The 20037-nt window shown below is 66.5% G+C and carries 16 protein-coding genes; 14 read left to right on the forward strand and 2 right to left on the reverse strand.

Features of this window, described 5'->3' with window-relative positions:
- The first annotated feature begins 98 nt into the window (after positions 1-98).
- The 5 genes from ACP26O_RS25175 (at position 99) to ACP26O_RS25195 (ending at position 5732) form a co-directional block, all read left to right on the forward strand.
- A complete protein-coding gene (locus tag ACP26O_RS25175) occupies positions 99-1337 on the forward strand; it encodes a Crp/Fnr family transcriptional regulator (protein ID WP_175663239.1) in 1239 nt (412 codons plus the stop codon).
- 23 nt (positions 1338-1360) lie between these two features.
- Entirely contained in the window at positions 1361-2125 is a 765-nt protein-coding gene (locus ACP26O_RS25180; RefSeq protein WP_175663238.1) for a flagellar motor protein, read from the forward strand.
- 18 nt (positions 2126-2143) lie between these two features.
- Entirely contained in the window at positions 2144-2830 is a 687-nt protein-coding gene (locus tag ACP26O_RS25185; protein ID WP_175663237.1) for an OmpA/MotB family protein, read from the forward strand.
- Between the two features lie 149 nt (positions 2831-2979).
- Complete coding sequence (locus ACP26O_RS25190; RefSeq protein ID WP_175663236.1) at positions 2980-4842, forward strand: methyl-accepting chemotaxis protein; 1863 nt, start codon at positions 2980-2982, stop codon at positions 4840-4842.
- 50 nt (positions 4843-4892) lie between these two features.
- Positions 4893-5732 carry a hypothetical protein gene (locus tag ACP26O_RS25195; RefSeq protein WP_244103673.1) on the forward strand — a complete coding sequence of 280 codons (840 nt, stop codon included), beginning with the start codon at positions 4893-4895 and terminating at the stop codon, positions 5730-5732.
- A gap of 60 nt (positions 5733-5792) precedes the next feature.
- Here the strand turns inward: ACP26O_RS25195 and wecB are convergent, their stop codons facing one another.
- Positions 5793-7010, reverse strand: a complete 1218-nt coding sequence (wecB, locus tag ACP26O_RS25200; RefSeq protein WP_011660387.1) for a non-hydrolyzing UDP-N-acetylglucosamine 2-epimerase — start codon at positions 7008-7010, stop codon at positions 5793-5795.
- A 303-nt stretch (positions 7011-7313) separates the two neighbouring features.
- On the opposite strand from wecB, the gene ACP26O_RS25205 reads away from it, so the two are divergent.
- The 8 genes from ACP26O_RS25205 (at position 7314) to glmS (ending at position 18182) form a co-directional block, all read left to right on the forward strand.
- A complete protein-coding gene (locus ACP26O_RS25205) occupies positions 7314-7673 on the forward strand; it encodes a hypothetical protein (protein WP_175663234.1) in 360 nt (119 codons plus the stop codon).
- 572 nt (positions 7674-8245) lie between these two features.
- A complete protein-coding gene (locus ACP26O_RS25210) occupies positions 8246-9775 on the forward strand; it encodes a glycosyltransferase family 2 protein (RefSeq protein WP_175663233.1) in 1530 nt (509 codons plus the stop codon).
- Positions 9776-9778: 3 nt separating this feature from the next.
- Complete coding sequence (locus tag ACP26O_RS25215; protein WP_011660390.1) at positions 9779-10774, forward strand: polymer-forming cytoskeletal protein; 996 nt, start codon at positions 9779-9781, stop codon at positions 10772-10774.
- A gap of 13 nt (positions 10775-10787) precedes the next feature.
- Positions 10788-11840, forward strand: coding sequence for a YaiO family outer membrane beta-barrel protein (locus tag ACP26O_RS25220; protein WP_165752642.1), 1053 nt, complete (start codon positions 10788-10790; stop codon positions 11838-11840).
- Positions 11841-11854: 14 nt separating this feature from the next.
- Entirely contained in the window at positions 11855-12610 is a 756-nt protein-coding gene (locus ACP26O_RS25225) for a hypothetical protein (RefSeq protein WP_175663232.1), read from the forward strand.
- Positions 12611-12962: 352 nt separating this feature from the next.
- Positions 12963-15125, forward strand: a complete 2163-nt coding sequence (locus ACP26O_RS25230) for a polysaccharide deacetylase family protein (protein ID WP_175663231.1) — start codon at positions 12963-12965, stop codon at positions 15123-15125.
- Positions 15126-15216: 91 nt separating this feature from the next.
- A complete protein-coding gene (locus ACP26O_RS25235) occupies positions 15217-16305 on the forward strand; it encodes a hypothetical protein (RefSeq protein ID WP_175663230.1) in 1089 nt (362 codons plus the stop codon).
- Between the two features lie 59 nt (positions 16306-16364).
- A complete protein-coding gene (gene glmS / locus ACP26O_RS25240) occupies positions 16365-18182 on the forward strand; it encodes a glutamine--fructose-6-phosphate transaminase (isomerizing) (protein ID WP_426356337.1) in 1818 nt (605 codons plus the stop codon).
- Positions 18183-18281: 99 nt separating this feature from the next.
- Here the strand turns inward: glmS and ACP26O_RS25245 are convergent, their stop codons facing one another.
- Positions 18282-19259: a hypothetical protein gene (locus tag ACP26O_RS25245; RefSeq protein WP_175663229.1), complete on the reverse strand. Its 978-nt coding sequence runs from the start codon at positions 19257-19259 to the stop codon at positions 18282-18284.
- Positions 19260-19585: 326 nt separating this feature from the next.
- Here ACP26O_RS25245 and ACP26O_RS25250 point away from each other — a divergent pair, with 326 nt between their 5' ends.
- Positions 19586-19996, forward strand: coding sequence for a TIGR02594 family protein (locus ACP26O_RS25250; RefSeq protein ID WP_006752595.1), 411 nt, complete (start codon positions 19586-19588; stop codon positions 19994-19996).
- Positions 19997-20037 lie beyond the last annotated feature (41 nt).

Consider the following 20037-nt stretch of genomic DNA (forward strand, 5'->3'; position numbering starts at 1 on the left):
GCCCGATGACGTAAACGAGTCACGGGGATGACTCGCGATCGCATGCTTCCGACAGGCGACGCGCAGTCCGCAACATTCAGCGCAGCAGGGGGATCGACGTGAATCGTCAGCAATCGTGGACGCGTACAGCGGCGCCCGGAGAAATCATTTACTCGGAGGGCTTCGCGGGCGAGCCCGTCATCTTCCTGATCGCCGACGGCAAGGTCGAGCTGTCGACGCGCTGCGAAGACAAGCGCGTCGTCGTCGCGACGCTCGGGCGCGGCGAGTTCTTCGGCGAATCGGCGCTGCTCGCGGCCGAGCCTCGCGCGCATACCGCGAAGGCGCTGTCGTTCTGTCAGCTCACGGTCGTGCCGGCCGCGGTGCTCGACGAAGAAATCGAGCACGTGTCCGCGCTGCTTCGTCATGTCGTGCGCACGATGATCCGGCGCGTGAAGCGCAAGGACGACCAGCTCGCGACCTATACGCACGCCGACTTCATGCCGGGCGTGCTGTCGTATGCGCATGTGCTGTCGCTGATGGCGGGCGCCGACACGCGCGGCTCCGACGACGCGTGGTCGCGCCGGCCGATGCAGGCGCATGCGGTGGAAACGTCGGTGCCGCTCGCGGACGTGATCCGCCGCTGTCGCGCGATCGCCGGCCATTCGCGCCCGCACGTGCTCGCGATGCTGCACCGCATGGAGAAGCTCAATCTGGTCACGATCGAAGCCGCGCAGGCCGATCATGCCGGCGGCGCGACCGATTACGCGGGTTCGTCGGATGCGCGCCAGGTTGTCACGTTCGATGCGGCGCGCGTGATCGATCGCGCGCAGCAGGTCGCCGATCACGACCTCGACCTGTCGATCAACAGCGAGCTGGAGCTGATCGAGCTGGCCGACCTGGAGGCGCTGATCGGCGTCGACCGGAAGCTGCTGCTCAACAAGCTGTCGCACGGCGAAATCGCCGACGAGGTGTTCGCGTTCCGCAAGTCGAAGGTGCTCGGCTACGTCGAGCAGAAAGGCGTCGCGTATTTCTCGCGCCGCAGCCCCCGCGCCGGCGGCGATGTGCGCGCGCTCGAGGACATCGTGTGGATCGATCAGCGCACGCTGTTCGACGTGATCAGCGCATTCGACACGTACGATCTCGCGAAGCTGATCGCGAGCCTCGATGATCGCGCGGTGGCCGACAAGCTGTTCTCGGTGATGACTGAGGCGCGGCGCAACGAGGTGTCGTGGGTGATGCGTCGCGAGTTGAAGCTCGATCCGATCGAGATCGAGGAGATCGGGCAGCGCGTGCTCGATGCCGTGCGTGTCGCCAAGGCGCCGGCGCCGTCCGCGCCCCTGGCTGCATCCGACGCGTAACACTCGACCCGACGGAGACGCATATGGACCTGTTGACCCTGGCCGGCGTGGTGCTCGGCGGCGCGGCCATCGTATTCGGCTTCGCGCTGGAAGGCGGCCACTTCTCGATGCTGTTCCAGTTCGAGGCGCTCGTCATCGTACTCGGCGGCACGCTCGGCGCGGTGATGATCCAGAACACGTGGGCGCGCTTCTTCGATGCGGTGAAGCAGTTGCGGCTCGCGTTCGTGCGCGCGCAGGAAGTCGATCGCAAGCACCTGACCGACTTGTTGGAGTGGGGCGATCGCGCGAAGCTCGACGGCTTGCTCGCGTTCGAATCGATGGACGTGAGCGGCATTCATCCGTTCGCGCGGCGCGGGCTGGAACTGCTCGCGAACGGCGTGTCGACCGCCGTGCTCGAGGACGCGCTGCACCGCGAGCTCGACGCGTACGAGCGCAGCCGGCTCGCGGCCGCGCGCGTGTGGCATCAGGCCGGCGGCTATGCGCCGACGTTCGGCATTCTCGGCTCGGTGCTCGGGCTGGTGCAGGTGACGAGCCACATTCTCGAACCGGCGCAGCTCGGGCCCGGCATCGCGGTTGCGTTCATCGCGACGCTCTACGGCCTCGCGTTCGCGAACCTCGTGTTCCTGCCGCTCTACGGCAAGCTGCGTGCGCAGATCGACAGCGAGCTGCGGTTTCGCAAGCTGTATCTCGACGGCTTGCTCGCGATCTCGCGCAAGGAGTCGCCGCATACGATCGAAACGCGGCTGACCGGCGACGTGCGCGGCCGCGCGGAGGAATCGCTCGCATGACGCACCGGGAGCTTCGACATGACGGCTCGAACTGACGGCGCGCGTGCGGTTTCGGCCGCCGCCGACCGCGACGACGATGAAGCGGAAGGCGCGCAGTCCGGACGCTGGCTGATTTCCTACGCGGATCTCATCACGACGCTGATGGTGCTGTTTCTCGCGCTGTACGTGCTGCAGCTCGCGAAATACAACGCGCTCGATGCGCGCTATCAGACGCTCGCGCGGCACGACAGCGGTGCGGCAAGTGCGACGGCGGCCGCACCTGCGACACCCGAGCGCGCGCCCGCATGGCTAACGTCGCTCGATGTGCTGAAGACGAATGGCCGCATCTCGCTCGTGCGGGCGCCGCACGGCATCGAGATCGGCATCGATGCGAAGATCCTGTTCAACGTCGGCGATGCGCGCCTGCTGCCCGACGCGACGCCGGTGCTGAGCGAGATCGCGCGGGCGCTGAGCGAGCATGCGACCGGCGACATACTCGTCGAGGGGCATACCGACAGCGTGCCGATCGCGAACGCGAAATACGAATCGAACTGGGAGCTGTCATCCGCGCGGGCGGGCAGCGTCGTGCGCTATCTGGCCGAACGCGGCGTCGCGCCGCACCGGCTCGCGGCGATCGGGCGAGCCGACACGCAGCCGCTCGTCGCCGGCGACGATGCGCCCGCGCGGGCGCGCAACCGCCGCGTGACGATCTTCGTCGCATACTGATCGGGCGACGCTCGGCGGGCCCGCCACGCTCGCCTGTCGACGACATATCGGATCCCGCATGACGGACATGTGAAATCGGCGATGCGATTTTGCGTGTGCCTGCCGATAACCCAAGCTGGCTCAGACCGAGCGGTTATCGAGGGTTCCCCATGCATTTCTGGCGCAAGCTGTCCATTCAGAACAAGCTGATTCTCAGCATGACGAGTTGCCTGCTCGTGTTCGTCGCGATCTCGAGCGGGTTGAGCGTCCGCCTGATCGGTCACGCGGTGCGCGATCGCGTCGTCCGCGAAGAGCTGCCGACGGCCGTCAGCGGCATCCGGGCCGACGTGCAGCGCCAGATGGCCGGACCGATTGCCGCGTCGCGCCTGCTCGCGCGCGATGCGTTCCTGCTGCAATGGGAAGCCGACGGCGAGCCCGATGCCGGCACGCGCAACTGGGTCCAGCTTGCGAAGAACGTGAAGGACGAGCAGAAGGCGGCGTCCGTGCAGTGGGTGTCGGTGAAGAGCGGCAACTACTACAACGAAGGCGGCCTGCAGCGCAAGGTCACCGGCGAGGATCGGTGGCTGACGAACTTCCTCGCATCCGGCAAGGCCTTCGACGTGAACATGGATCGCGAAGTCACGCTCGGCGGCTACATGATGTTCATCAACAGCCGCGTGGAGCTCGACGGCGCGCCGATCGGCGCGGCCAGCATGAGCCTGTCCGTCGATGCGCTCGCGAAGGGCATCGCCGCGTACCGGATCGGCGACACCGGGTTCGCGTACCTCGTGCGGCCGGACGGCGCGATCATGATGCATCGCGATACGTCGCTGATCGACGGCAAGCACTTCCTGAAGGATGAAGCGGGCCTGCCCGGCGACGCGGCGTCGACGCTGCTGGCCGGCAAACCGTATGCATACCTGAGCTACGATGGCGACGGCGGTGCGCGCTTCATCGCGACGTCGTTCATTCCGGAGCTGAATGCGTACGTGGTCGTCGAAGTGCCGCAGGCCGAACTGCTCGGCCCGGTGACGCGTGCGATTCGCAGCGCCGCGCTGGTCGCCGCGGTGGTGGGCCTCGGCGTCGCGCTGATCGTGATCTGGCTGGTCGGGCGCGCGATCGCCGCGCCGATCCGCCGCGCGGCGACGCTGCTGTCCGAGATCGCGAGCGGCCAGGGCGACCTGACGCGCCGGATGACGGTCGAGAGCGAGGACGAGATCGGACAGTTGTCGGACGCGTTCAACCGCTTCGTGTTGTCGTTGTCGACGCTCGTGCACCGGATTCGCGCGGCGTCCGCGTCGATCGCGACCGGCTCCGCGCAGATCGCGTCGGGCAACGCGGATCTCAGCGAGCGCACCGAAGGACAGTCGAGCAACCTCGAGCGCACGGCTTCGTCGATGGAGGAAATCACCGCGGTCGTGCGCAACAACACCGAAACCGCGACGACGGCCGCGAAGCTGATCACCGGCGCATCCGATACGGCGTCGCGCGGCGGGCAGGTCGTCGGCGAAGTCGTGTCGACGATGGAGCAGATCAGCGATGCGTCGCAGCGGATCTCAGAGATCATCGTGATGATCGACAGCATCTCGTTCCAGACGAACATCCTCGCGCTGAACGCCGCAGTCGAGGCGGCCCGGGCCGGCGAGCAGGGGCGCGGGTTCGCGGTCGTCGCCGCGGAAGTGCGCAACCTCGCGCAGCGCAGCGCGCAGGCGGCGAAGGAGATCAAGGCGCTGATCGAGCACAGCGCGGGCACGGTGAACACCGGGTCGCGGCTCGTCAGCGAGGCCGGCAAGGTGATGCGCGATGTCGTGTCGCAGGTGCAGGGCGTCAGCGCGATGATGAGCGAGATCGCCGAGGCGAGCCTGGAGCAGAGCGCGGGCATCGACCAGATCGGCGACGCGGTGCAGTCGCTCGATCAGATGACGCAGCAGAATGCGGCGCTGGTCGAGGAGAGCGCGGCGGCCGCCGAGAGCCTGAAGCAACAGGCGGCGGAACTGACGCGACTGGTATCGGCGTTCAAGGTCGACGAATGAAGCCTGCGCGACGTTAGAATGAAGCGTTTCTGAGGGACGACTGCCGCGCGATGACGGCAGCCGTTTTCGCTGTCGGCGCGGGGTTCGGTAACGTCAAAAAAATGAAGCGCATATCAAGACTGAAGGTCGGGGCGGGGGTGGTGGTGGTCGCGGCGCTGCTCGCCGCGGTCGGGGCGAAGGTGATCGCATCGCCGGCGGATTCGTATCTTGCCTATCGGAACAAGGCCACGGCGACCGTGGCGGCGGCGCGCATCGAGGATCGGGCGGCCCTCGACAAGCAGTACACGGCCGACGTGAATGCACGGCTCGCGAAGCTGATCGGCACGGTCCGCGCGAGAGGGTTTGCCGCGAAGGCGGAGGGCACCGTGCAGAGTGTCGGCCCGGTCGACGGAATGCCGTCGGGGCCGGACGGGTTGTCCTTCAAGTCGGAGGACGGCAAGACGAATCTGGTCGTCACGACGGTTGCGCTGCTGAAGGCGTGGGCGAGTACCGCGGATGCGGGCATCAAGCCGACCGACGACGTCGCCGCGATGTTCGACAATGAAACGCTTTACACGAATGTGTTCGGCGACGACGCCGCGGCGTTTCGCTTCGCCGAAGTGCCCGTCAAGCGGCAGCCGGCCGACGGCGTCGTGAAGGCGTTGCTGCTGGGCGAAAGCCAGGACGGCGTGCCGGACGGGCCGAACACGCTGGCCGTGTCGGTGCGGCAGGGCCAACGGGTGTACATCCTGTGGAAGAGCGTGACGCTGCGCCCGATCGCGGCGTGCAGCGCGGCGCGCGTGCCCGAGGACGCGCGGCAGGCGTGTTTCGCCAAACAGGTGGCGTCCCAGCGGATTTACCCGCGGCTGATCGCGCAGGCGCAATCGATGGCCGATGCGGTGGCTCGATAGCGGGCAACGGGCAACGACGCGCCCGCGTCGCCGCCCGTCGGGATGCCGTCGGACGATCCTTCAAGGCGAGCGCAACGCCTGCAACCCCAGCGCGAGCGCGTTGAACGGCATCTCGGCGGCGCCCATCGAAAAGCTCGTCGCGTTCGCGCTCGCCCCCGGCATATGCATCAACGCGTGAACGATCCGCTCGCTCGCATGGCCGTCGCCATACGGATTGCTCGCGCGCGCCATTTCCTCATACGCGCTCTCGCTGTCGAACAGCCGCGACGCTTCCCAGATGATCCGTTCCTGATCCGTGCCGACGAGCCGCGCGGTGCCGGCCTGGATCGCTTCGGGGCGCTCGGTCGTCTCGCGCGTGACGAGCACCGGCTTGCCGAGCGCCGGCCCTTCCTCCTGGATGCCGCCAGAATCCGTGATGATGAAATGCGCGCGTGACATCAGGAATACGAACGAAAGATATTCCTGCGGATCGATCAGATAAATGTTCGGCACGTCGCCGAGCAGCGCGCGCGCCGGCTCGCGCACGTTCGGATTCATGTGCAGAGGATAGACGAACTGCGCATCGCGATAGCGGTTCGCGAGCGCGCCGAGCGCGTTGCAGAAATGCCGGAACGGCTCGCCGAAGCTCTCGCGGCGATGGCCGGTGATCAGCACGACGCGACGCGACGGCTCGAGAAACGGAAAGTGCGCGGCGACGGTATCGTTGAGCTCGGCATTGTGATCGAGCATCCGTTTGACGTCGTGCAGCGCGTCGATCACGGTGTTGCCGGTCATCACGACCGCGCCCACCGGGATGCCTTCGCTGAACAGGTTGTCGCGCGCCTGGCCGGTCGGCGCGAAATGCCATGACGACACAGCGTCGGTCACGCGGCGATTCAGTTCCTCGGGCCACGGTGACCAGATGTCGCCGCTGCGCAATCCCGCTTCCACGTGTCCGACCGGCAGGTAGCGATAGAACGCGGCGAGACTCACGGCCAGCGTCGTCGTCGTATCGCCGTGCACCAGGACGACGTCCGGATGGAAGTCCTCGAAAACGACGCCGATCGCCTGCAGGATGCCGGTCGTCACGTCGGTCAGCGTCTGGCTCTGACGCATCAGATTGAGATCGTAGTCTGGCTTGATGCCGAACAACGTGAGGACCTGATCCAGCATTTCCCGATGCTGGGCGGTGACGCATACCCGGGCGTCGACATCCCTGCGCGCCTTGAGTGCGCGCACGAGCGGCGCCATCTTGATGGCTTCCGGCCGAGTCCCGAACACAAGCAAGATCTTTTTCATCGTTATCCTCGTTGAGCTTCTGCGCACCGTACGACCCGGTACCTGGCGCCAAGCAGGGTGGCTGGCGAACCGTCCCGTGCCCGCACGCGGTCGCGCCGACCGGCGCCGGCCGCGCGACATGCGGCGGCGGTGCGGGCGAGCGCGCCGCTTCTATCCGCGCGGTCTGCGCCACGCAATCGTCGGACTACGCCCGTTACCTTGGATCTCGTCGATCACGTCATGAGCGTTCCTCGCTGTATCGATCGTCACGTCTTCCGTCACACCTTTCGCACTGCCACGCGATGGCGCACCCGGTGGGTGTCCATGCGTTCGATACAGCAATATTCAAACCAGCCGCCCTCCGGAATGGTCCGGATCGCGGAGCCCGCGCGGTTCGTCAAGGAACGTTTCACAACTGCTACGGACGCCCCATCGGCGGGCGGTCGTGACGCAGATAAACGGGCGGCCGCGCGTGCGATCGGCACGCTCGCATCATTCGGCGAACAGCGATGGGTGTTGTGCATCGGTGGGCGGTCGAACGTCATGCATCCTTCGAAGCGCATTGAATCGCTTCGATATGCGAATTTTGTCTGGGCAATGAACGCAGCGTCATCGCGCATCCGATTCCGGTCGCGCACGCGTGATTTCGTCGCCGCGGAGCAGCGCCGGCGTCGTGCGGGCTGACAGGCTCGAAATGTTGCGTATCTGTAACGCGCGGCCGGAATGACGCGGCCGCATCCGTGTCGCGCCCATCAGTGGCGCACCGCGGCGGGCGCCGCGCACGCTTGCCGCCCACGGCGCATGTCACGGCGATTCGCGATCGGTTGCGTTCGTGAGCCGCGTCGCGCAAGGCGACACGCGCGCGATGAGCAGACGATTCGCCGCCGGATGCGTACGCGGCGCGAGTCCGGGCCGCGCGTATCGCCGAAAAGCTGATTCGCAGATGAATCAAAAACTCCGCCCGCGGCCCCGACCGCGCGCGCCGCTTGCTGGCTAGCCCTTGCCGCACGCGGCACGGCGGCCGATGGCTCGCCGCTTGCTTGTTCTGGCCGGACAGGCGCGTTCCGACGTGTTGCTACGACAGCGGACGGAGCGCCACAGCAGCGAATCCGGAAGGCGGCACACCACGCTCGTCCTGCGCGGAAGAAGGCCGCGCATGCGCGACGAACGTGCAGCCGCTTCCCATTGACATCCGCGCGACTCACGGCCCGGGCTCCAACGCTCGGCGGCCGCCGTCGCCGGCACGGGGGCAGGACATGAAGAACCGTCGGTCTGTGTCGCTCTGCATCGAAGGCATTCTGCTGTTGATCGTGCTGGCCTGCTCGCTGGCCGTGCGCGACACCGCCACGCGGCCGGCGGCCGCAGCGGTGCGCGTCGGCATGTCGGCGGCCGATGCGGCCGGGCACAGCGTGCGCGATGCCGCGCCGCTCGCGGTGCGCGAGTCGACCGATGCGAACGCGCTGCTCCAAACGACGCGGGCCGACGACGCGCCAATCACGTTCGATCTCGACACGCTGCTGATGCCGGGCGTCGCGTACCTGTGGCTGTTCACGCTGCTGACGTGCGTCTACGCCGCGCGGCATTACGTATTCAGTCTCGACCGCCTGTTCAAGCCGCAGCACGCGCCTTATCAGACGATTACCCACGGCGAATGGCCGCGGCTCACGGTGTTCGTCGCCGCGCACAACGAGGAGGCCGTCGTCGTCGATTGCCTGATGGCGTTGCTCGCGACGACCTATCCGCGCGACCGGCTCACGATCATTCCGGTCAACGACCGTTCGACCGACAACACGCGTGCGCTGATCGACGAGGTGCAGGCGCTGGCGCCCGATCTCGTCAAGCCGTTTCACCGCGAGAGCGGCAAGCCGGGCAAGGCCGCCGCGCTGAAGGATGCGCTGCGTTTCATCCGCGGCGACATCATGGTGGTGTTCGACGCCGACTACCTGCCGCGCCCCGGGCTGCTGAAGGAACTCGTCGCGCCGTTCTTCGATCCGGAAGTCGGCGCGGTGATGGGCCGCGTCGTACCGCAGAACGCCGACAGCAACCTGCTCGCACGGTTGCTCGATCTCGAGCGCGCGGGCGGCTACCAGGTCAATCAGCAAGCGCGCAACAACCTGAACCTGGTGCCGCAATACGGCGGCACCGTCGGCGGCATCCGCAAGAGCGCGCTCGATGCGGTCGGCGGCTGGTGCGACGACACACTCGCCGAGGATACCGACATGACCTATCGCCTGCTGTTGAGCGACTGGCGCACGGTCTACCTGAATCACGCCGAATGCTATGAGGAAGTGCCCGAGCGCTGGGCGGTGCGCGCGCGCCAACTGACGCGCTGGGCGAAGGGCCATAACCAGACGCTGCTGCGCTATCTCGGCCCGGTGTTGCGCAATCCGCTGCTGTCGCGGCGCTGCCGGCTCGACGGCGCGCTGCTGCTCGGCGTGTTCCTGATGCCCGCGCTGCTCGCGATCGCATGGGCCACCGCGATCACGCTCTATCTGCTCAACGGCGTCAACTCGACGGCGCTCGGCCTGCTCGTGTCGCTGTTCGCGCTGTTCGGCTTCAGCACCTTCGGCAATTTCGGCGTGTTCTTCGAGATCGTCGTCGCCGCCCGGCTCGACGGTCGCGCGACCCGCCTGCGGCTCGTGCCGGTCAACGTGGTCGGCTTTTGCGTGACGATTGCGGCGGTGGTGTCCGCGCTGTGGGGGCTCGCGCTCGACGTCGCCTTGCGCCGCGAACTGAAATGGGACAAGACCGAGCGCTTTCGCCGGCAACTGAAACCGGGGCGATGAACGATGACGACTTTCAATGTGATGGTGCCGGTGGCCGGGGTGCTCAGCCTGCCGTTCCTGCCGTTGCTGCATGAACTGATCCGGCGCAGCGACGTCGCGGCGCTGCCGATCGGCGACGGACCGTTCGTCGACCAGGCGCTGCTCGCCGCGCGCTGGCACGATGCGCTGCGCATGCACGCCGACGATGCGCCGCCGGCCGATCCGTCCGCCGCGCCGCCGTGGCACGCGCTGGGGCTGCTCGTGCGGCATGACGAAGAGATTCGCGTGTTGCGTCACGAGCATTGCGACGACGTGCTGTATGCGGATCGCGCGATCACGCTCGACGGCGGCGCGCGGGCCGCGTATGCGTTCGCCGAGCAGCGCATCGACATTCACGCGGGCGCGACGATCGGCATGCTCGCGCACGCATCGCACATCGACGTCGAAAGCGCGGTGCTGCGCGGCGTCGTGGTCGGCGGGACGATGTACCTGCACGGCGCGGGCGGCTTCGTGTGCCTGTACGGCGAGCCGATCGTGTTCGGCAAGGCCCCGGAGCTGCCGGCCGCCGATACGGCCGGCGCGCCGCGCCGCGCGGTCTCGCTGACGCGCCACTTCGCGAAGCTGCCGTATCGCTACGTGCATGGCCGCTACCTGCTGCCCTGCGATGTGCGTCTGCCCGCGCACACGGTCGTGCAGGGCAACCTCGTGGTGGACGGCACGCTGGTGCTCGGCGACGGCTGCGTGCTGCGTGGCAGCGTCAAGGCGCATCGCGTCGAGCTCGAACGCCACGCATTCCTGCACGGCGCGGTGTTCGCGCGGGACGACGTGCTGCTCGCGAGCGGCAGCTGCATCGATGGCGTCGTGTCCGCGGGCGGCCTGCTGCGCCTGACCGGCGGGCGCATCGGCGCCCCCGGACATCCCGTCAGCGCCTGCGCACGCGACGTCTCGGTCATCGGTCATGCCTGCGTGCACGGCGACCTCGTCGCCTGCCGCAGCGGCTGGTTCCACGCATCCCGTTAAGGAGCGCCTTCTCATGTCCGATCGTTTCCGTCGTCGCGGCGCGCGCGCGCCGGTCGCCGCCCTGGCGGTGCTGTACGGCGTCGCCGTCGGCCCGCTGCCGGCGCTCGCGGCGCAGCCGGATGATGCCGGCGCGCCGCCACCCGCGCAGTCGCCCGACGTTGCGGCACCCGTCGCTACGCCCGTCGCTGCACCAGTCTCCTCGCCCGTCATCGTGCCGCGCACGCTCGACGCTCCCGTGTTCGTGCGCGTGACGCCCGAAGGCTTGCCGGATGGCATGTCGCTCGCCGAATTCACGCCCGAGGATACGAATCGGCCGCCGTTGCCCGACGCCGTGATCGCGCACGTGCAGGCGCCGAGCGAATCGCATGCCGAGATGTCGCTCGGCGTGTCCAGTGCGCACCTGACGCACGGGTATGGCAACTGGTACGGCGTGCATGTGCGCGGCATCTATCAGGACGGCGGCCGCACGATACTCGGCGAGCTGGCGCAACTGCACCGTTTCGGCGAGAACACGCAACTCGGCTCGCTGACGTACGTGCAGGACATGGGACCGAACTGGTTCGGCGGCATCGGCTTTGCCGGCACCACGTCCGGGACGATCCTGCCGAGCATGCGCGTCGACCTGTCGATCAACCGCAAGCTGCTGCCGGACCGTTCGCTGATCGTGTCGCTGGGCGCCGGCTATGCACGCAACCGCAGCGGCCACAAGGATCAGCTGTATCACGCCGGCGTGATCTGGTACGCGCTGCCGAAGTGGATCTTCGAGGCGGGCGCGAACTATACGGTCGATTCGCCGGGTTCGGTGAAGGCGCCCCAGTACTACGGCGCCGTCACCTACGGCGAAGTCGGCAAGAGCGTGATCGTGCTGCGCGGCGGGTTCGGCCGCGAGGCGTATCAGATCACCGGTTCCGGCTCGCAGATCGCGGATTTCCGCAGTCACGAGCTTTCCGCGAAGTGGCGCTACTGGTTCACGCGCAAGTGGGGTACCCAACTCGAATTCGATTACTACCATAACCCCTACTATTCACGGATCGGCGGCGAGCTGAGCGTGTTCTATCGTTGGTAGCGGGGGCGGGCGCCATGCAGACGCATCCCGTCCGTCCTCCTGTCGACCGCTCGCTGCGGATCCACCCGCATCCGCAGCGCTGGCTGACGTCGATCGTGCTGCTCACCCCGATGCTCTATGCGTTGCTGTGGCTCGGCTTGCCGCTGGCGTGGCGCTACTGGCGCGCGGTCCTCGCCTGGGGCGCGCACGAGCTCGATCCGGCGCTGCACGTGATCGCGCTTGGCTATCCGCCCGACGCGCCGCGCGTGGCGCTGCTCTCGATCGATCTCGCCGCGCGGATGCCGAGCGCAACGCAGCTGGCCGTGACCGCCGCGATTTGCGCGATCGGCTTCGGCGCGTCGTTTTTCCGGCGGGCGAAGTGGCTGCCCGTTGCATATCTGTTACGTATCGCGAGCTTTACGCAGCTGCTGATCTGCGCGTATTTCTGGCTCGCGCCGGGCGCGTTTCCGTACGTGCCGATGCTGCATCTGCGCGACATGTTCGTGCTGCACGGCGCGGCGATCGCGGTGATTCCGCTGGTGATGGCGGCGCTTTACTACCCGCTCGACTTCTCGCTGCTGCAAAAGATCGTCGCATCGGTGCTCGTGGTCGGCTATTTCGTGTTCGCGCTGCCGTTCGTGATGCTGCTGCACGCGGTCATCATCCATCACGGCTCGCTGCTGTTCTTGCCGTTCTGCTATTTCCTGCTCGGCGGCCCGCTGCTGATCGGCCTGCTGGTTACGCTCTACACCTACTGCGCGAGCTGGCCCGGCTCGCTGACGAATCCTTAGATGGTTCGCGCGGAGATCGCGCGCAAACGCCGCCGTATCAGTGATGAAACGATTCGGCCGCGTTTTCGGCCGGCCCGCCGGAAGCCCGGCGCACGAAGCGAGCGCGACCGGGGCTCTGGCGCCAATGGCACGTTGTTCGCTTCTTCTCCTTCGTCGCATCGATTCGTTTTCCCCGGAGAAGACGGCGCGGCACGCCGGGACGGATTGATCAGTCGGGCTGCCGATGGCAGATGCCGTTCGATGCTCGACGAACCGGGCAGCCCCACACATCCGCCGGGCAAGGTTGGTTGACCTGACGGCACGCGCAGCGCTGCCGCCGCGCGCCACTCATTCCTGAAGCGAGGAGCACACCATGTTGGCAAAGTCAGGCAAGTTCTTGCGGATTCTGTTTGCGTTGTTCGCGCTCGCGATCGCATTCAGTCCGGGCGTCGTCCGGGCGGCCACCAACCAGCTGCTGCTGCTGGTGCCCGACACGCTGACACTGCCGGATCCGCGCGTGTCCGCGTGGCTCGATACCGCGCAGGAAGAAGGGCTGCAGATCAAGGTGATGACCGACAGCCAGTTCATGGCCGCCGGCTCGACGCTGTCGCAGTATCCGGGCCTGATCCTGCCGGACCAGATTCATACGACGGCCGCCGACACGCTCGTGACGGCAATCCAGAACTATGCGCTGAATGGCGGCAAGGTGATGCTCGTCTATGATTTCGGCGTACTGAACTCGGCGGGCTTCTACGTGAGCCCGAAATCGCGCTTCAGCAGCATGGCCGGCGTCGACTACGTGCTGTATGACCAATACGGCGGCAACATGATCGGCCTCGGCACCGTGACCGGCATGAGCAGCTGGCTGCGCACGCTGCAGGTGCCTCCGGGCAAGTCGATGGCCTGGACGACGACTGCGTCGGGCACGACCGCCAGCCCCGCGACGTCGTTCGCGTCGACGAGCAGCTCCGGCACGTCGATGACTTCGGCATCGAAGTCGACGTCCACGTCCGGCAGCGCGCTGTTCCTGCCCGCAAGCCCGTCGAACCCGGGCGGCCTCGCGAACTACAACCACGGCGCGTGGTTCCAGTACTCGACGCCGCCCGCCGGCAGCGGCGTGCTGAGCCAGTCCCTCCCGAAGATCACGGGCGCCGTGACCGGCAAGCTGAAGAAGACCACTTCGTATAGCGCCGGCTCGCTGCTGAGCACCGCGACGGGCACGACCGCCAACACGCTGGCATCCACGCTGGCCACCACCACCGACACGCTCGAAGGGATCTCCGGCTACGTATACGGCTTCCTGACCTATCCGAGCTTCGTCACGCAAGGCACGTACACCGGCACCACGATCCTGACTTCGCCGACGTTCGGGCTGGTATCGGGCTACAACACGTACGGCAACGGTGGCGTGCTGTTCGTCAACCTGCCGCTGGCCTACCTCGACGGCCAGACCGACGGGATGCTGATCCACGGCTACCTGCATTATTTCGGCATGAAGCTGCTGAACCTGCCGTCGCTGTCGCCGCTGCCGAAGGCGCAGGCCGGGCTCGTGTTCAACTGGCACTTCTGCGCAGGCGACCAGATCCAGCCGGCGCTTTACCTGAAGAGCCTCGGTGTGTGGAACAACGGGCCGTTCTCGCTCGTGGTGACGGCCGGCCCCGACGAAGCAGCCTTCGGCGACGGAGGCGGCATCAATCTCGCCAACAATCCGTCCGCGCAGAATCTCCTCAAGTACTTCCTGCTCAAGGGGCATCGCGTCGGCAGTCACGGCGGCTGGATCCACGACTACTGGGGCGCGAATGCAAGCGAAACGAACGCGAGCACGTTCACGCAGTATCTGGTGATGAACCATCAGGCCGTGCAGGCCGTGACCGCTCAGCCGGACGTCGAATACGCGGCGCCGGAAGGCAACACGCCGACCTGGTCGGTGAACTGGCTCCAGAGCAACGGCTTCAACGGGTACTACTTCACCGGCCACACCGGCTCGGCGCCGACCCGCGCGTATCGCAACGGCGCGATGCTGAACCCGGGCCTGTGGGCTTATCCGGTGATGCCGTTCGGCAAGTACGCGACGTTCGAGGAGTTTCAGCAGTTTGCGGTGCCGACGAGCGACGTGAACAACTGGTACGCGTCGCTGATGAACTTCGTCGTCGCGAACCGCACGAGCCGGCTGATCTATGCGCACCCGCTCGGCGCGTCGTCGTACACGTCGACGCTGTCCGCCATCTTCTCGCAGGCCAACTCGCTGAAGCTGACCGGGCAGTTCAGGTGGTACACGATGACCGACATCACGGTGTTCGACCGCGCACGCCTGAACGTCACGTGGTCGGCCACCGACACGGGCACCGGCTGGGCCTTCTCGGCCAGCCACCCGACGAGCCTCGCGAACATGACGTGGCTGCTGCCAAAGGCCAGCTTCGGGACGCCGATCATCACGCAAGGCATTGGCACCATCGGCATCACCGACTCGACGTACTGGCTCGTGACCGCGACCAGCGGTACCAGCCTCAAGTTCAGCAGCGTCAAGCTGCACTGAGTCACACCGTCGACCTGTTCGCCGGACGCGACGCGGCCAACGCCGCGTTCGGCGACGAATGCGCAGGACTACCGCGCAGGAGCCCCACATCATGAACTGGCCCGCGCTTTTCCCCGCCGCACGCACGTGCGTGGCGGCCACCGTCAGGCTGTGCCATGCGTGGCGCGTTGCCTGCTGCGTCGCCGCGTGCTGCTCCGTGCTGCCCGCGGGCGCCGCCGAACTCCAGCTCAACGGGCTGTATCAACGCCCGGACGGCGCGATCACCGTGCGCCTGAACGGGGCCGGCATCGATCCTTATTTCGCGGCGAAGGCGCTGCTTGCCGCGGCCGATACGCGGATGGACGCCCGTCAGTCGGCGCTCGCGTGGATCGCATGGCTGTTGCCGCGCCAGCGCCCGGACGGCGGCTTCGACCGCTATTGCGTGAAGGACGGCCTGACGAACCGGTGCGCGGAAGCCGACGCGGACGACGCGATGATGGCGACCTGGATCGAGCTGCTCGCGCGCTTCGCACCGCCTGACGGGATGCCGGCCGCGTGGGAGCTCAGCCTGAACCGCGCGGGCGCGCACCTCGACGCGCTGCTCGACAAGCCGACCGGCGTCTATCAGATCTCGTCGTCGCTGCATGTCGCGCTGCTGATGGACAACGTCGAGGTGCACAGCGCGTTCCAGGCGTTCGCCGCGTATTACATGCGCCGCGGCGACGCCGCGCGTGCGGCGCCGTGGAGCCAGCGCGCCGACCGGCTGTCGTCGGCGATCGTGAAGGTGTTCTGGCGCGGCACGCAATCCGGCTTTCGCGCGAGCACGCAGAAGATCAGCGACGCGAGCTTCTATCCGGCGAAAGTCGCGCAGATTTTCCCGATCCTGTCGGGCATCCAGGTGCCGGACCAGTCGAACGACCGGATCTATGCGCAGTGGATGCAGAAGTACGGCAAGACCTGGATGCAACTCGCCGGCTCCGATTTTCCGTGGGGGCTGATCGCGCTGGTCGCATACAAGATGAACGACTGGAACACCGTTGCGTGCTGGTATGCCCGCTCGGGCCCGTATCGTCACGGCCCGCACTGGAATGTACTGGAGGAGGCACTGTACCTGGCATTCGAAAACAGGATGACCGACCCGCTCGCGCCCGCCAAATGCGGGTTCACGACGGCGGAGGTCACGGTGACCGGATCGCGCTGATACAACGGCGCACGGTTCGGCCCGCGGTTCATGAACGGACAAAGGGAAGGAGACGTGTCATGTGTGGCATCGTCGGCGCGGTCGCGCAACGGAACATCGTTCCGATTCTGATCGAAGGTTTGCGCCGCCTCGAATATCGAGGCTACGATTCATGCGGCGTGGCGACCGTCGTCGATGGCCACGCGCGCCGCGAGCGCAGCGTGTCACGCGTCGCGGATCTCGACGCGCACGTGCGCAGCGCCGGGCTGTCCGGCACCACCGGCATCGCGCACACGCGCTGGGCGACGCACGGCGCGCCCGCCACCTGCAACGCGCATCCGATCTTCTCGCGCGACGAAATCGCGCTCGTGCACAACGGCATCATCGAGAATCACGAAACGTTGCGCAGGCAACTGTCGGACGAGCACTACGAATTCGACGGCCAGACCGACACCGAGGTCGTCGCGCACCTGATCCACAGCAAGTATCGCGGCGACCTGCTCGCCGCCGTGCGCGATGCGACGTCGCAGTTGCACGGCGCATATGCGATCGCGGTGTTCAGCAAGCACGAGCCGCAGCGGCTGATCGGCGCGCGTGTCGGCTCGCCGCTCGTGGTCGGCCTGAAGGACGACGAATGTTTTCTCGCGTCCGACGCGCTCGCGCTCGCCGGCATCACCGATCGCTTCATCTTTCTCGAGGAAGGCGACATCGTCGAGCTGACGCCGGGCGGCGTGCGAATTCTCGAGCGCGGCGGCACGCCGGTCGAACGCCCGATCCAGACCGTCTCGTCGACGCAGGGCGTGGTCGAGCTCGGACCGTACCGGCATTTCATGCAGAAGGAAATCTTCGAGCAACCGCAGGCCGTGGCCGCGACCATTCCCGATGCGGGGCTGTTCGATCCGGCGGCATTCGGCCCGGATGCCGCGCGGGCGTTCGAGCAGATCGACAACGTGCTGATTCTCGCGTGCGGCACGAGCTACTATTCCGGCCTGACTGCGCGCCGCTGGCTCGAGACGATCGCGCGCCTGCCCGCGCAGGTCGAGATCGCGAGCGAATACCGTTACAGCGACGCGCTCGCGCTGCCGAATACGCTGGTGGTCAGCGTGTCGCAATCGGGCGAGACGGCCGACACGCTTGCCGCGCTCAAGTACACGCAGGCGCTCGGTCATGTCGACACGCTCGCGATCTGCAACGTGCCGACCAGCGCGATGGTGCGTCAGACCAGCCTGCGGTTCCTGACGCGCGCCGGCCCGGAAATCGGCGTCGCGTCGACCAAGGCGTTCACGACGCAGCTCGTCGCGCTGTTCATTCTCGCGGTGACGCTTGGCCGGCTGCGCGGCTATGTCGACGATGCGCAGCTTGCCCGCTATGCGACGCAACTGCGACGGCTGCCGGACGCGCTCGAACAGCGTGCTCGCGCTCGAGCCGCAGATCATCGCTGGTCGGTGGAGTTCTCACGCCACGAAAACGCGCTGTTTCTGGGGCGTGGGCTGCATTACCCGATCGCGCTCGAAGGGGCGCTGAAGCTCAAGGAGATTTCGTATATCCACGCGGAAGCGTATCCGGCCGGCGAGCTGAAGCACGGGCCGCTCGCGCTCGTCACGCACGCGATGCCGGTCGCGACGATCGCGCCGAACGACGCGCTGCTCGAGAAGCTCAAGTCGAACATGCAGGAGGTGCGGGCGCGCGGCGGGCAGCTTTACGTGTTCGCCGATGCCGATACGCGGATCGACAACGGCGAAGGCGTGTCGGTGCTGAGGATGCCGGATTACTACGGGCTGCTGTCGCCGATCCTGCACGTCGTGCCGCTGCAATTGCTCGCTTATCACGCGGCGTGCCTGCGCGGCGCGGATATCGACAAGCCGAGGAATCTCGCGAAATCGGTGACGGTGGAGTGACGGGAAGGGGGCTCGACGCGGCTGCTTCTGCGCGATGCGGAGCGGCCTCGGAATGGCAGCCGGCAAACCGACGCGATTCGTGCACGGCCGCCCGGTCCGTTACGATTTCGCGTCGTCGGCTGGAGCGTCGTCGTCGATGCGGAACACGATCGGATCGTGCGGATAGTGCTTGATATCCGGCGATAAAGCGTACCTGCCCTCGGCCCAGTAATACGCGAAGGAAACGATCAGGATCGCCAGCGAAAAGGGCAGCGACATGCGCCCCCATGCCCAGAAAGCGAGAAGCCCGAGCGCGACGATGATCGAAAAAGCGATCATCGCCGGGCGTCGTGCTGTTGCGAGCGGCTGCCAGGTTTCAGGGTGAATCCCCGCGGCGATGAACGTCCTCGGATTGAAACGCAGCCCCTGATGCGCGAGGCCGCACAGCAGCGCGACAACCAGTTCGTGATGATTCTTGAAGCGAACGCAGCGAATGGCACTGTCGGCGTCGTAATCCACGAGACTCGTGCGCAGCGTGAATCGCGTCGCCGGTTCGCGCTTGGCACCGCGTCGCCAGAACTGGAAACTCGCGGGGCGCATGGCCACTCGGGATGCCGTGTCGTATTCGACATCGCAGCGCAGGTCCTGGCTGGGTACGACTTCATGCCATTCGATGTGTTGTTCCTGCTGCAGGGCCGCCGCATTCGAGCGCTTGCCGATCCCATATCGGAAGCCGGTTGCATCAATATGAAACCAGCCGCCGGTATTCCTCATGGCCCGAATGACGACGACCACCGCCCACGCGAGGCAGCCCAATATGCCGAGCCACAAAACGAATCCAATGAAGCCGCCTCGCGCGAAAGACGCATCGCCGAATGGCGCGGTGAGCAGCCCGACGAACATCGTGCCGAAAAACAGCAGGAAGCCGATATTGACCAGATAGGTATTGAACAGGTCGGGAATCCCGTCACACGACGGAATCTGCCGAAGATGCGCCGGTAGCGTAATGACGCGCGGGTTTGCGCCGGTGCCCTGTCTTGATGGGTTCGACGTGTCGGCGATGCCGGACGACAAGGTGCCGTCTGAGCGGGTAGTCATGGCGCGTGGCCCTTTTCCGGAGGAGGTGTTCTGGAGATCGACGATTGATCAGATGTTAGTCGATCTCGCGGAATGGCTCGAATCCCGTATCCCGCATCCGGAATTCGCATGAATGCGAAAGGCGAAAAAATCCGGCCCATTGTTCGCGCCTGTGTCGGAAATCGAGTAGACGATGGTGGTCGGATATCGCGGGCTGCTCACGAAGCGGTGCACGCACAACGCCGCCATTCGTGCGACCATTAACCCTCTATCCGACCACCGAATCCGAGACCGTCGTGATCCGATCGAATCCCGAAGGCAATCCGCAATCCGGTCATCCGCCGTGGATGTCCGTCGCGCTGGCCGAGCTGGGCATCCGCCGTTTCCCGCCCGGCAGCATCAATCCGCGCATCGTCGAATACAACAACCACACGAATCTCGTCGGCTACGACGACAAGATTTCGTGGTGCTCGTCGTTCGTCAACTGGTGTATGACGCACGCCGGCATCCGTGGCACGGGGTCGGCGCTCGCGCGTTCGTGGCTCGAGTGGGGGCGGCCGCTGACGCGCCCGGTGTACGGCTGCATCGCGATCCTCACGCGCGACGATCCTGCGAGCTGGAAAGGCCACGTCGGGTTCTATCTGCGTCATGACGACGAGCACGTGCATCTGTTCGGCGGCAATCAGCTGGACGAGGTGCGCGAGCTCGCGTATCCGCTGAGCGAGGTGATCGGATACCGGTGGCCCGACGCCGGCTGAGCGCGCCGCCGGCACGGCACTCCCTGCATGCACGGGCGACG

The organism is Burkholderia sp. R-40, assembly GCF_049942845.1.
GTDB lineage: Bacteria > Pseudomonadota > Gammaproteobacteria > Burkholderiales > Burkholderiaceae > Burkholderia > Burkholderia ambifaria.

Bases quoted from the DNA above. Each gene is read 5' to 3' on its own strand.
- ACP26O_RS25185 (WP_175663237.1), top strand. From the start codon at position 2,144: ATGACGGCTCGAACTGACGGCGCGCGTGCGGTTTCGGCCGCCGCCGAC.
- ACP26O_RS25250 (WP_006752595.1), top strand. From the start codon at position 19,586: ATGTCCGTCGCGCTGGCCGAGCTGGGCATCCGCCGTTTCCCGCCCGGC.
- ACP26O_RS25215 (WP_011660390.1), top strand. From the start codon at position 9,779: ATGACGACTTTCAATGTGATGGTGCCGGTGGCCGGGGTGCTCAGCCTG.
- ACP26O_RS25210 (WP_175663233.1), top strand. From the start codon at position 8,246: ATGAAGAACCGTCGGTCTGTGTCGCTCTGCATCGAAGGCATTCTGCTG.
- ACP26O_RS25195 (WP_244103673.1), top strand. From the start codon at position 4,893: ATGACGGCAGCCGTTTTCGCTGTCGGCGCGGGGTTCGGTAACGTCAAA.
- ACP26O_RS25220 (WP_165752642.1), top strand. From the start codon at position 10,788: ATGTCCGATCGTTTCCGTCGTCGCGGCGCGCGCGCGCCGGTCGCCGCC.
- ACP26O_RS25235 (WP_175663230.1), top strand. From the start codon at position 15,217: ATGAACTGGCCCGCGCTTTTCCCCGCCGCACGCACGTGCGTGGCGGCC.
- wecB (WP_011660387.1), bottom strand. From the start codon at position 7,010: ATGAAAAAGATCTTGCTTGTGTTCGGGACTCGGCCGGAAGCCATCAAG.
- glmS (WP_426356337.1), top strand. From the start codon at position 16,365: ATGTGTGGCATCGTCGGCGCGGTCGCGCAACGGAACATCGTTCCGATT.
- ACP26O_RS25205 (WP_175663234.1), top strand. From the start codon at position 7,314: ATGCGTTCGATACAGCAATATTCAAACCAGCCGCCCTCCGGAATGGTC.
- ACP26O_RS25190 (WP_175663236.1), top strand. From the start codon at position 2,980: ATGCATTTCTGGCGCAAGCTGTCCATTCAGAACAAGCTGATTCTCAGC.
- ACP26O_RS25230 (WP_175663231.1), top strand. From the start codon at position 12,963: ATGTTGGCAAAGTCAGGCAAGTTCTTGCGGATTCTGTTTGCGTTGTTC.
- ACP26O_RS25180 (WP_175663238.1), top strand. From the start codon at position 1,361: ATGGACCTGTTGACCCTGGCCGGCGTGGTGCTCGGCGGCGCGGCCATC.
- ACP26O_RS25245 (WP_175663229.1), bottom strand. From the start codon at position 19,259: ATGACTACCCGCTCAGACGGCACCTTGTCGTCCGGCATCGCCGACACG.
- ACP26O_RS25225 (WP_175663232.1), top strand. From the start codon at position 11,855: ATGCAGACGCATCCCGTCCGTCCTCCTGTCGACCGCTCGCTGCGGATC.